12 protein-coding genes and 1 tRNA gene are annotated in these 13,449 nt (G+C 41.1%); 12 read left to right on the forward strand and 1 reads right to left on the reverse strand.

Annotation, left to right across the window (positions count from 1 at the left end; translation table 11 throughout):
- From IT392_09640 to IT392_09690, 11 genes are all read left to right on the forward strand, one after another.
- On the forward strand, positions 1–437 hold a 437-nt coding region (locus IT392_09640; protein ID MCC6544747.1), incomplete at its 5' end, for a hypothetical protein.
- Positions 438–471: 34 nt separating this feature from the next.
- Positions 472–1,440 (forward strand): glycosyltransferase family 2 protein, encoded by a 969-nt coding sequence (locus tag IT392_09645; GenBank protein MCC6544748.1) that lies wholly within the window; start codon positions 472–474, stop codon positions 1,438–1,440.
- A gap of 16 nt (positions 1,441–1,456) precedes the next feature.
- Entirely contained in the window at positions 1,457–2,419 is a 963-nt protein-coding gene (locus IT392_09650; GenBank protein MCC6544749.1) for a hypothetical protein, read from the forward strand.
- Between the two features lie 35 nt (positions 2,420–2,454).
- Positions 2,455–2,529: transfer RNA gene (locus IT392_09655), tRNA-Thr, on the forward strand.
- A 91-nt stretch (positions 2,530–2,620) separates the two neighbouring features.
- A complete protein-coding gene (locus IT392_09660) occupies positions 2,621–4,447 on the forward strand; it encodes a hypothetical protein (protein ID MCC6544750.1) in 1,827 nt (608 codons plus the stop codon).
- Between the two features lie 10 nt (positions 4,448–4,457).
- Positions 4,458–5,357, forward strand: coding sequence for a glycosyltransferase family 2 protein (locus IT392_09665; protein ID MCC6544751.1), 900 nt, complete (start codon positions 4,458–4,460; stop codon positions 5,355–5,357).
- Positions 5,358–5,387: 30 nt separating this feature from the next.
- On the forward strand, positions 5,388–6,449 hold the full coding sequence (locus tag IT392_09670; GenBank protein ID MCC6544752.1) for an NAD(P)-dependent oxidoreductase: 1,062 nt from the start codon (positions 5,388–5,390) through the stop codon (positions 6,447–6,449).
- Entirely contained in the window at positions 6,446–7,558 is a 1,113-nt protein-coding gene (locus IT392_09675) for a Gfo/Idh/MocA family oxidoreductase (protein ID MCC6544753.1), read from the forward strand. Before IT392_09670 ends, IT392_09675 begins: the two co-directional genes overlap by 4 nt.
- Positions 7,543–8,958 carry an O-antigen ligase family protein gene (locus IT392_09680; GenBank protein MCC6544754.1) on the forward strand — a complete coding sequence of 472 codons (1,416 nt, stop codon included), beginning with the start codon at positions 7,543–7,545 and terminating at the stop codon, positions 8,956–8,958. Before IT392_09675 ends, IT392_09680 begins: the two co-directional genes overlap by 16 nt.
- Before the next feature lie 20 nt (positions 8,959–8,978).
- Entirely contained in the window at positions 8,979–9,746 is a 768-nt protein-coding gene (locus IT392_09685) for a polysaccharide deacetylase family protein (GenBank protein ID MCC6544755.1), read from the forward strand.
- 431 nt (positions 9,747–10,177) lie between these two features.
- Entirely contained in the window at positions 10,178–11,704 is a 1,527-nt protein-coding gene (locus IT392_09690; GenBank protein ID MCC6544756.1) for a hypothetical protein, read from the forward strand.
- A gap of 191 nt (positions 11,705–11,895) precedes the next feature.
- Here the strand turns inward: IT392_09690 and vanZ are convergent, their stop codons facing one another.
- Complete coding sequence (vanZ, locus tag IT392_09695; GenBank protein ID MCC6544757.1) at positions 11,896–13,038, reverse strand: VanZ family protein; 1,143 nt, start codon at positions 13,036–13,038, stop codon at positions 11,896–11,898.
- A 297-nt stretch (positions 13,039–13,335) separates the two neighbouring features.
- Here vanZ and IT392_09700 point away from each other — a divergent pair.
- The coding region (locus IT392_09700) for an NTP transferase domain-containing protein (GenBank protein MCC6544758.1) at positions 13,336–13,449 on the forward strand (114 nt) is incomplete at its 3' end.

Genomic DNA, 13,449 nt, shown 5'->3' on the forward strand with positions numbered 1-13,449 from the left:
ATACGGGTTATAACCTATGCGCTTTAAGGTCAATTGGCGAAAACGCCGGGACCTCTGAATTTGAGCCGCATCTGCGCCGTGGTCTTGAATATTATCGTAAGCACTTTTTCAGGGAAGATAGTGCACCCAGATATTTTCACAATCGTACATATCCTATTGACATTCACTCGGCAGCACAAAGTATCATCACGTTATTAATCCTTAAAGACCTTGCTGAGGATGGAGTTGACGCAGCCCTCGCTATTTTCGAGTGGACCGCTAAAAATATGCTGGCTAAACAAGGGTACTTCTATTATCAGATTCTTCCTTACTGGAAGAACAAGATCCCATATATGAGGTGGTCTCAGGCATGGATGCTTTTAGCTCTTGCAACGCTCCTCGAAAAAGTCAAACAGGTTAAACAGCCGGAGGTGTTGCCGCAAGAGGTGATTCAATAGGACGGATGTTGTGCAACAGATAAATAAAAACCATTTGCCATCATATGTTCTCATAACACCTGCGCGGAATGAAGCGGCATTTATTGAATTGACATTAAAATCCATGATTGCTCAGACTGTTCCACCACTCAAATGGGTTATTGTAAGTGATGGATCAACAGATGGAACCGATGATATAGTCAAGAACTATACTGCGGAGAACAAATGGATAGAACTGGTAAGGATGCCTGAGCGCACTGAGCGCCATTTTGCGGGCAAGGTATTTGCATTTAATACAGGATATGAAAAAGTTAAAAATCTACAATTTGACGTAATCGGTAATCTTGATGCCGATATTTCTTTTGGGCCTGATCATTTTGAGTTTCTTCTCGGAAAATTTGGAGAGAATCCTCTCCTGGGTGTTGCTGGGACGGCGTTTATCGAGGATTCAGCGGTGGCGTATGATTACGAAATCGTCAGTATAGAGCACGTATCAGGTCAGTGTCAGTTGTTCCGCCGTAAATGCTTTGAAGATATCGGCGGTTACGTTCCCATAAAGGGTGGCGGAATCGACTGGACGGCCGTAACAACTGCACGTATGAGAGGGTGGAAGACAAGAACGTTCACAGAAAAAACTTTTATTCACCATCGACTAATGGGGACAGGCATGAGTTCTATTATATCTTCGCGCTTCAGATTCGGTAAACAGGATTATTATTTGGGAGGACACCCGCTGTGGGAGATTTTTCGGGCGGTATATCAGATGAAAAAAAAGCCTATAATCTTCGGAGGTCTGTTTCTGTTTTCAGGATATTTTTGGGCTTTCCTGAGCAGAGTCGAAATGCAGATACCGCAAGAGTTGGTAGGGTTTCGCCGAAAAGAGCAGATGCGCCGATTAAAGGATTATTTTAGAAACGTATTAAGAAAAATGACTGACGGGAAATATAAGTCTTTGCCCTTACTTAACATCATTCTAATTGCAAAAATCACTTGCATAATTTTTAATTTAAAAAAGTTGCAATAATGGGAGTAATATATTAATGGATGGTAGTTGTGTCGAAATCAGTGTTAAAGGTCGTGTAATCAAGGTTCCCTCTGTCCAGATAGGTGACAGAACTATAGTAGTTGCTGGCAAATGGCCCAGTATGGCTTTAGTAAGAGACGAGGACTGGCTTGAAGGTGAACCCGTTAACGATCCAGAGGCATGCATCGAAAATATTATTAAGGCTAAACTTAAGGCAGATATATTTACTTTTGCACAGAAACTTCCAAACATCGAGCCAAACTTCAGTTATTACATGGAGTGGGATAATGTTGCTGCAATCCCCACAACAGACTACGCCTTGTGGTGGGAGCAACGACTATCTCAAGTGGTTAGAAAAAACGTGAGAAGGGCTGTAAAACGCGGGCTTATCATTCGAGAAGTTCAATTCAACGACCAATTATTACAGGGTATTGTCGAGATCAACAATGAGACTCCTATTCGACAGGGCAGGCCATTTTGGCATTACGGGAAGAGTGCCGATGTAGTAAAAAAAGATTATGCTACACTTCTTGACCGTAGCGAATATATTGGTGCATTCTATGAAAATGAACTAGTAGGATTTATAAAAATGGTTTACATGGGGGAGATTGCCAGTATTCTTCAGGTACTTTGCATGAACAAGCATTACGATAAGCGTCCGGCTAATGCCTTGCTGTCCAGGGCAGTTGAGATTTGCAGTGAGAAAGGATTTAAATACTTAATTTATGGTAAATACATCTATGGTAAAAACAGCGACAGTCCGCTTACAGAGTTTAAACGTCGTAATGGTTTCGAACAGATATGTCTTCCAAGATATTATATTCCGTTGAACGCGAAAGGTAGGATTGCTATCAAACTGGGACTTCATCATGGTGTGAAATACTTATTGCCGAAAAGTGCTCTCGATTGGGCAAAAAAAATGCGATCAACTTGGTATGAAAAAACACTTATGACCAATGATACAAATAAGCAAGAGTAAATTGCGAATAAACGTTTATAATGTTTTTATCATCTGCCGGCGTAGTTTAATAGTAGAATGGCTGAATTGTATTCAGCAGGTGGAGCGTTCAAATCCTCCCGCCGGCTCCAATCATAATTAATGTATCACCTTCATGCGGTTGATAAGCGTAGAGAGTTCATGTCGTTGTATTGATATCGTATAGATATCGGAGGAGTTTGAGTGCCTGGAATTGTCGGAATAATAGGCAGTGATTTGCTTAAGGAGAATACTTCTGATCTTCGTCGTATGATAGATTGCATGATGCACGAACCCTTTTATACCTCAGGTACATATGTCAACGACCGAATTGGTCTGTGGGTAGGTTGGGTGAATCGTTCAGGATCGTTTACCGATTGTATGCCGGTATGGAATGAGACCAACGATATTTGTTTGATTTTTTCCGGTGAAACCTTTACTGACGTATCTGAGACGGACCGTCTCCGGGCTCAGGGTCATCAGTTTGATTCGGAGAATGCCTCCTACCTGGTGCATCTATACGAAGAAATTGGTCTTAAGTTTTTTGAAAGACTTAACGGCAGATTCAGTGGTGTACTGGTTGATTTTCGCAAGCAGAACATCATATTATTTAATGATCGGTTCGGATCAGATCGAATTTATTGTCACGAGAAGGCTGACAGACTCTTTTTTTCGTCAGAAGCAAAATCGCTTTTGAAGGTTTTACCAGAGCTTCGCCAATTGGCCCTCACGAGCCTGGCCGAAACCTTTTCTTTTGGCTGTGTGCTGCAAAACAGAACCCTCTTCACGGGAATTTCATTGCTTCCAGGTGGATCGAAGTGGGAATTTAATGGTGCTGGTCACCTCAGGAAGTCCAACTATTTTAACCCTGATATTTGGGAGAAGCAGTCGTTGTTGAACGCAGACGACTACTACGATAAGCTGAAGGAGACGTTCGCCCGTATTCTTCCAAGATATTTTCAAGGAAAGGACAAAGTCGGCATGTCCTTAACGGGTGGACTGGATGGCCGAATGATAATGGCCTGGGCGAAGCTCTTGCCACGGAGCCTGCCATGTTATACTTTCGGTGGTACGTATCGTGACTGCACCGATGTAAGAATAGCACGCCGGGTTGCCAAAGTTTGCAGCCAACATCATGAAACTATTATTGTGGGGCCTCAATTTTATTCCGAGTTTTCGCAACTGGCCGAAAAGGCCGTATATATTTCTGACGGGGCAATGGACGTTACTGGATCCGTTGAACTTTACGTCAACAGGATCGCACGACAGATTGCACCGGTTCGTATGACAGGGAACTATGGTTCCGAAATTATAAGAGGTAACGTTGCATTTAAACCTGGCATCCTGAGTGAAGGGCTATTCGCGCCTGAATTTTCCCGATTGGTTAGAGCAGCGTCGACGACATATGATAGAGAGAGGCAAGGTCATCTATTGTCGTTCATTGCGTTCAAGCAGGTCCCCTGGCACCACTATTCACGACTGGCAGTGGAACTATCTCAACTCACCCTGCGAGCACCCTACCTTGACAATGATCTTATTTCACTCATGTATCAGGCGCCAACAGACGTACTCTTAAGCAAGGAACCGTCATTACGCCTTATCGCAGATGGAAATGCTGACTTGGCCAGGATACCAACGGATCGGGGACTTCTTTTCCGCCCGGTCCCTGCTATCACAAAATATCGACACCTTTACGAGGAGTTTACGTTTAAAGCGGAATATGCTTATGATTATGGTATGCCGCAGTGGCTGGCGAGGATTGACCACCTGGTGTCACCATTACACCTCGAAAGACTGTTTCTTGGAAGGCATAAGTTCCATCATTTTCGTATCTGGTACCGTGATGAGTTGTCTGATTATATTAAGGACATATTATTGGATTATAGAACTCGTGCAAGACCTTACCTTAAAGGCAGTTATCTTGATAAAATGGTTCTGGATCATACTGCGGGGAGACGAAATTATACAAGGGAAATTCATCATGTTCTTACAAGTGAACTTATTCAGCGGACACTAATCGAGGCGATTTGATTGATAAATAATGAGTGAAAATCTATCTAAGGTCAGTGTGTGTATTTGTACTTTCAAGAGGCCGGTTCTTTTAGGGCAATTATTGCGCAAGTTGGAGTTCCAACGTACGGATGGACTATTCAGTTACTCTATAGTCGTCGTAGACAATGACCTCAATAAGTCGGCGCAAGATATAGTTGGGTCATTCAAACAGGCATCCAATTTAGACATACAATATTATTTAGAGCCAGAACAAAACATTGCTCACGCAAGAAACCGAGCTGTAGAAAATGCACGCGGAGACTACATTGCGTTCATCGACGATGATGAATATCCAAACTCCAATTGGCTTCTGACTTTGTTTAAGGCAATTCACGAATTCAGGGCTGACGGCATATTAGGTCCTGTATTGCCCTATTATGAAATAACTCCCCCTAAATGGATAATTAAAGGTAAATTTCATGAACGACCATCGCATGAAACGGGATCTATCCTGCGTTGGACAGAAACGAGGTCAGGAAACGTGATACTGAGGAAAAGTATTTTTGAAGATAAAGATAATTGGTTTCGAGAAGAGTTCGGTAGTGGTGGCGAAGATAGGGATTTATTTAGAAGATTGATTGGTAAAGGGGGGCAATTTGTTTGGTGTGCAGAGGCGCCAGTATATGAGGTAGTACCTCCCGAGAGATTTAAAAGGTCTTTTATGCTGAGACGAGCCTTATTAAGAGGTAAAACCCCGTACAATCATAGTGTTGCATCATATACGAAATCACTCATCGCGATACCAGTATACACATTACTCTTACCATTTTTGATCTTCATCCAGCATCATATTTTCATGAAAATCTTGATTAGTTATTTTGATCATATTGGTCGAATGCTATCCTTGTTTGGGTTCAATGTTATTAAAGAAAAATATGTCGTGAAATAATAAAAAAAGTATTTCAGCGCGGAGAAATTAATGACCGGAAACGATATTATAGTTAATTATTCTGATCCGATTCTCATAACAGGGTCAAATGGTTTTATTGGTTCAAAAGTAGTTGAAACGTTACTCAAGAATGGATATATCAATCTGAGATGCTTTGTACGGCCATCAAGTAATATGAAGGCGCTTGAAAGAATCATCGGTTCCTATAAAAATACCAAGATCGAAATCATTAAAGGAAACTTGCTAACGCGCAATGATTGCATTCATGTTGCTGAAGGTGTTCGTGTGATATATCATTTAGCAGCAGGGAGAGGCGAAAAATCATTCCCTGACGCGTTTATGAATTCTGTGGTGACAACACGGAACTTACTTGACGCAGTATTGCAAAGCAAAAGTCTTAAACGGTTTGTAAGCATAAGCTCTTTTACTGTGTATTCAAACAATAAAATACAGCGAGGTGGCTTGCTCGACGAGTCGTGTGAGTTAGAAAGTCAACCTCACCTGACTGGTGAGGCTTATTGCTACGCAAAAGTTAGGCAGGAAGAATTGGTTATGGAGTATGGAAGGAAATATCATATTCCCTTCGTGATTGTCAGGCCAGGGGTCGTATATGGGCCTGGTAATAAGGGATTAACAGGAAGAGTCGGGATCGGAACATTTGGTATTTTTATTCATCTGGGAGGTTCAAACATTATTCCGTTATCCTATGTTGACAATTGTGCTGATGCAATTATATTAGCGGGGTTGAAAAAAAACATTGATGGAGAAATATTCAATATTGTGGATGATGATCTCCCAACAAGTAGAAAATTCCTCAGGATGTACAAAAAGAACGTAGGTGTTTTTAAATCGATTTATGTTCCTCATGCCATAAGCTACGCCTTATGTTATCTATGGGAAAAATATTCGCAGTGGTCGGAAGGACAATTACCGCTAACATTTAATCGAAAAAGATGGTCGAATTATTGGAAAGGCAATAAGTATTCAAACAAAAAAATTAAAGCATTATTAGGTTGGAAACCAATGATAGGCTTTGGTGAGGCTACAAAGCGCTATTTTGAATACCAAAAGTTAGTCGGGAGAAATAAGTGATCAAAGTTGGAATAATAGGTTGCGGAAAAATTGCTGATGCTCATGCTGAACAGATACAAAGAATAGATGGCGCTCAAATTGTCGGTGTTTGTGATAAAGAGATTTTGATGGCGAAACAATTATATGAAAGATTCGACATAAAAAGTTATTACGATGATCTGGGTCAGTTGTTGGAGGTTGCCAGACCCGATGTTGTGCATATTACCACTCCGCCTCAAAGTCATTTTGATTTGGGAATGTTATGTTTAGAAGCAGGTTGCCACATATATATGGAAAAGCCTTTTACCGTCAGCGCGGAGGAAGCTGCCAAGATGATAAGCTTTGCAACAGAAAAAAAATTGAAAATCACCGTTGGCCACGATTATCAATTTACCCACGCAAAAAGACGTATGCGAGAGTTAATCAAGAATGGCTATCTCGGAGGTACTCCTGTTCATATGGAAAGCTATCATTGTTATGAGCTTGGCTCCGAGAGTTATGCACGAGCGCTATTAGGGGATAAGAAGCATTGGGTAAGGATGTTGCCAGGTACACTTATGCACAACAATATTAGCCATGGAATCAGCAGTATCGCAGAATTCCTATCATCTAGCATGCCCAAAGTCATAGCATATGGTTATTCAAGCCCATTGTTAAAAAATATGCATGAAACCGACATAATTGATGAAGCAAGAGTAATTATCAGCGAGAATGAATGCACATCAGCATACTTTACGTTTTCATCACAAATGCGCCCGGTGTTGCATCAATTCAGAATATATGGCCCAAAAAACGCCCTAATTGTTGATCACGATCAGCAAACATGCATTAAGGTCAGTGGAGAAAAATACAAAAGTTATCTGGAAAAATTTGTCCCTCCAGTCTTGTTTGCAAAACAGTATGCCGCAAACACTTTGAATAATATGAAGCTTTTCCTGAAAAAGGATTTTCATATGAAGTCTGGCATGAAATACCTGATAGAAGCATTTTACGGATCAATTCTTGAGAATGCTCCATTGCCAATTTCGTATAAGGAAATTATTCTGACAGCAACAATAATGGACGATATTTTTGTTCAGATGAAATCTGCCCCAGAATATAACATTGAGTTGTCATGCCAAGACAAATAGCATTATCAATCTACGTTATTTTTATTTTGTGGCTTTTTATTAAGGACCAAAAACTGCGTCCAATGACATCGTGGGCGTTATGGATACCACTGGTGTGGATCGCAATTATCGGATCTAGGCCTATTTCGCTTTGGTTTGGCGGTGGAATTGTGATAGATACCCCTGAAGCGTATTTGGATGGGAGCCCTGTGGATCGCAATATTTCCCTTATCCTTATAATATTGGGATTAATGGTGCTCCTGAAGCGTGATGTGCAGTGGAGGGGGGTCTTAGCGGATAACCGATGGTTTTTCTTATTTATCATCTACTGCGGCATCAGTGTTATTTGGTCAGATTATTCGTTCATTGGTTTCAAAAGATGGGTAAAAGATGTTGGAAATGTGATCATAGTATTGATTATTTTTACAGAAAAAGATCCTGTCCAGGCAATTAAAGCCGTATTTGCTCGATATACCTACTTAGCCTTACCGCTATCTGTAATGTTCATAAAGTATTTCCCGGAAATAGGTAGATACTATAACAACTGGACGTGGGAATTATCATATTCAGGAGTAACGTTGGAGAAAAATGCCCTTGGGGCCATTGCTTTTATCTGCGGCATTTATTTAGTTTGGGATTTGATCGAAACACACACTGCCAGTAATAAAATGACGGGTAAGATGGATTTATTAAGTCGGGTATTGTTGCTGATAATGGTGGTCTGGATAATGCTTATGGTGAACAGCGCAACCTCACTTGTATGCCTAATACTTGGAACATGCATTCTTATTTTCATCCGGCGCCCTGGTGTCATGCGTCAGGTCAGATATCTTGGTACTTTCAGTCTCATTCTAAGTTTAGTGGTTCTTCTGGTTTATTCAGTGCCGGGATTTATTGAGGGGATTGTAGAAACATTAGGTAGGAATATGACATTCACGGGACGAACCGATCTATGGGCGGACTTACTGAAAATGAACATCAATCCTATTATCGGGACAGGATATCAGAGTTTCTGGCTTGGATCGCACGCTGAATATATGTGGAACAAGTATTACTTCCATCCAAATCAAGCTCATAATGGATTTTTGGAAACATATCTGAACGGCGGATTAGCGGGAGTGTTACTACTAATGGCACTGCTCATCTCTACAGGCAGTAAATTAAAGAAGGAGCTCTTACGTGGAAACAGATTAAGCATGCTTTGCTTTTCGTTCTTTATTGTTGTATTAGTCTCTAACTGGACAGAGGCAACCTTTAATAGGCAATCGCTTGTATGGATTATTCTTATAGTTGCAGCACTGACCTATAGAGCCACACCAGAGCATGCGACAGAATATACGAGAATTACAACAAATGGCGATATTAAGAATAACTTATTTAAAGGTCAGTCGAACGTATCAGTATCCTCGCGTCATATTTAATATTCATACGATAGAGATAGATGAAATTAGTGAACTTTTTGTCTCGTGCCCAGGGGCGTTACATAAGATTTGTCGCTGAACGCCTTTATAGACGGCCGATGGCGATGCAAAACACTTTGCCTTTCATTTCGTTTACATTCGACGATTTCCCGCGTTCAGCATTACAAAAAGGCGGTGATATTCTAATGCGTTTTGGCCTTCGAGCGACTTATTATGCATCTTTGGGTTTGATGGGTACAAAGGCGTCTACGGGTATGATTTTCATTCCAGATGACATAAAAAAACTTTTAGCACAAGGACATGAGTTAGGTTGTCACACGTTCGCCCACAGTCATTCTTGGAAAACAAGCCCGAGGGTTTTCGAAGAGTCTATAATTAATAACAACCGTGCACTCGATAATCTTGTTCCCGGAGCCGTGTTTAGATCATTTTCTTATCCAATTTTAGGCCCACGCCCATTTTCCAAGCGGAGAGCGGGTAGATATTTCGATAGCTGTCGAGGCGGTGGACAGAAATTCAATATTGGCACGGTAGATTTAAATTACTTGAATGCGTTCTTTTTGGAGAAAAGCCGTGATAATCCGAGATTTGTCGAAGATATTATTGATCAAAATAGCATCTCCAAGGGGTGGCTAATATTTGCCACTCATGATATTAGTGAGAGTCCCACTCTTTATGGGTGTACGTCCTCCTTCTTTGAAAGAATTGTGAAGTATTCTCTGTATTCTGGTGCCAAAATATTGCCCGTTGCCGAGGCACTGGACGAAATTCGGGTTAGCTTGAAATGATGCTGACATTTAGCAAAAACCGGGTGCGATTATAGATAAAAATAGCTTATCGTACTATTAGCTCATAAAAACAGCAAAATTAATAAAAAATGATAGAATTTTTATCGAATATGGATTGAGCCTTCTTTATTCACATTGACTGCAAAAGTTGTATAAACGATTTTTCATCAATCAGAGGAAGGAATGTTTACTTTTCTACAAACGAGTACCAGTTTTTTGGTGAATACTCAATGTTTGAGGCAATACCTGCTTTGATTCAAAATGCAATTGATGCGGTACAACATTATGATTATGTTGCTTTAATCAGCGGAACTGATTATCCATTAAGAACTACAGGTTTAAGTGATCGGAATCACTTTTATTTAGTTTTTTCTATGGTATGATATCAGAGATTGAAAAAAGTTCATCTTCTAAGTAAGGTGAAATGTTGCATGTTTAACCGAACATCAAATATTTTAAGAAACTATGGGGGAGGAAATAAAATGATAATCGGGGAGATTAGTGGACAATGTTTGAAAAAGACTTTTCTCATTATAGTATTAGTGCTGTTGCCAAGAATTGGATACTCAGCCACTTATCCAGTAACATCATGTACAGCGGCTAATGTTCAGTCAGCTCATGATTCCGCAAGTGCAGGAGATAAAATTTATCTTAACTGTTCCGGCGCAACATGGTCGTCATCAGTGAATGTAACAAAAGGAATTGAAATATATGGTAATGGTCAAGATGCAACTGTGTTAACAGCTAATAATTCATGTTTGTTTAATATTTCACTTGCTAGCGGCAATTTTAGATTACACGATTTAGGAATGACAGGAAGTGGTGGTTCATGCGGCGGATTGGAGACACAATATATTAGAGCGTCTGGTAATGGGACATCAATTTGGAACTCATTTCGGGCCGACCACTTAAAATTTACAAATACCAACTCGCACTCCGTTACTTTTGACCCCTGGTGGAATATTCCATCGCATCCTAAAGCACTCTTTGACCATATTACATGGTCGAGTAACGTAACAGGTTCCAGGCTCCTTAAACTAGCAGGAAATAATTCGACATGGAGATCAACAGACCAATATGGAACAGATTGGGGAGTATTTATAGAAGATTCATCCTTTACATGGACAGGGGGTGCCACTGGAGAGGTTACGGACACGGAACATGGAGCACGGTTAATTGTAAGGCATAATACAATTACCAATGGTGCTGTTCAGATGCACGATACAGGTAGCACACAAGCAGCAAGAGGAAACAGAATAATGGAAATATACGAGAACACTTTTAATTGCACCGCAAGCGGATGCTCCAATATGCCAGCGATGGGATTGAGGGGCGGAGGGTACATAGTCTATAACAACACAATATCCGGTGGTTATTTTTCAGCAGCATGGCCTCAAATTTGGAGAACTGATGTGGGTGCGGGTTTTCTTGGGGGCATGTGTAATGGTAGTGCTGTTCGAGCTTGTAATACGAGCACTTACTATCACTGCTCAGGAGGGGATCACGCTGTATGTTCTTATCCTGGAGACTCCGCTTGCACGGGTAAGGGGTCATGCGTAGTTGTATGTACTTCTAATTCTGATTGTCCTACTGGAACCGATGGTACCGCTACTTGTTTGGCTACAGTAGACAAAGTAGACGGCGGAAGTAATCCCTATGGATGGCCTTGCCGCGATCAAACTGGGAGAGGAATGGAATATGGAACTGGCGGGGCTTTACAGGAAAGCTCCCCTGTCTATTGGTATAACAATAAAGATGGAAGTGGCAAAACCATAACTTTTGGAAATGGTTATCCTAATTATTTCCAATTAAATCGGGATTATTGTACTCACGATCCATCAACAAGTTGCGGTACTAAATCAGGATGGACATACACGTCTTACGCCTATCCGCATCCACTCACTGGTGGAAGCGTCCCTAATAGTCCTAGGCCAAATGCGCCTATACTTCATCCATAACGTACAGGAACGGATGAAGATGTATTACCATTTAGATGGTGACTTTATAACTAAACGGAGTATCAGGCTTTCACAATGTTGGCAATGGATCGCTTACATATAACTTAAAGATTGAATTTCAGGTATAGGTGGCACAGTGTTTAGGATTTGATTTATAAAAAAAGCGATACTCAGAGTTGTAAGTACAACGATCAGAATTGGAAGTCCCTTGCGCTCAACAGAGTGGAAAAATATATTTTCCACAGAGTAATACCCAGCATAGTTCCACCGCTATTGCCGATAACATCCATGAGTTGAGACGATCTGGCAGGAAGATAAGACTGAATGATTTCTATGAAAAAACTGGTACCGATACCGAGAATCATTGTTATTACCACAATACGAACACGTGTTACACTTTTTTCCGAAAGATACCAGGTAATAAAGAAGCCAAATGGAATGAAACCTAAAATGTTAATTACAACATCTATTGCGTAGCTTCGATTCACGCGAAAATCATTCCAGGGTATGACCAGCATACGGCGTCGGAGAGGGGTAAAGTGTTCAGGAATGTCCAAATCGTTTCCCAGCCCGGAATGGTCCCTTACGACTGAACCTGCTTGTTGATCAAAGCGATAAAGAGCCATAGGAAGAGTTCTAATAGTCGAAGAAATACTGCCGTCATTACTCCAAGTGTCATAGTGTTGTTGAACTTCTTCGGGAGACAACGCTTGATCATAGATTGCGAGAGTGGAAACTATTCCAGTCCATGGCCGCTTTCCATCAGCAGAGTTTCCAATGACCAGTTGGCCAAAGGCATTTTTATTGGGGCCCAGAAGTGAGACATCTCTGCGCCACTCTTTCAATTGGCCATCAATATAAACTGCTGTACCTCTTTTGTCAGAAGCGATGGCGATGAATCGCGATCTTCCAATAAGCAGGGTGTCCCCGATCCCGATCTGACTTGTGTGATCATATTGACAGGAGTTCCGCAGGCGGTTTTGGATAATTAAGGTTGATTTCCATTGCGCAATAATAAGGCGTTCGCAGGGCTGGCCGTCGTCTATCGCGAGAATAACCGGTACGGATTTATTCCATTCTTTATCTGATTCAATTACCATCTCGATGCTTAAAGAACTTGGTTGGTGTTGAGCGTACCGTCTCATTAACATATTTTTTGTGTAGATAATCCCCCTTCTTGAATAACGAATACCTTTCCCATCCGGCAGGAATGCAACATCGTTTTCTGAATGGAAATTTTTTGGCCAAAGTCCGGCAAAGAGAATAACCGTAATGACACATAGGCAGATGACGCCGAGATATTTACGGACTATTATTATGAACGGTGATGACATGATGGGATACTTTCCGAAAGATAGTTTTTGTTTAACAGCGGATAGTCTCCAGAAACTCCTTCACTATACTGTATTGTTAAAGATGAGGCAAGGGAAAGCATATTTATCAATACAGACTGCGAAGTGGACACAGCCATCTGTAAAATGTGGTCTGATATCTGCCAGTTATGGCCTTGTGTTTCCTTGAGGGAGACGTTAAAATGTGGTGCGAGACGTGGCTAAATGATGTGATGCTCACTATCCTTATTGTGATGGACACACGGTGGAGATGCAATGCTTAGAGAGGAGGCCAGATAAATGAAAGCAGTTATTCTCGCAGGCGGACTTGGAACAAGATTATCGGAAGAAACAAGTGTGAGGCCAAAACCGATGGTAGAGATTGGAGGAAAGCCGATAATCTGGCATATCATG

Source organism: Nitrospirota bacterium (assembly GCA_020846775.1).
GTDB lineage: Bacteria > Nitrospirota > 9FT-COMBO-42-15 > HDB-SIOI813 > HDB-SIOI813 > RBG-16-43-11.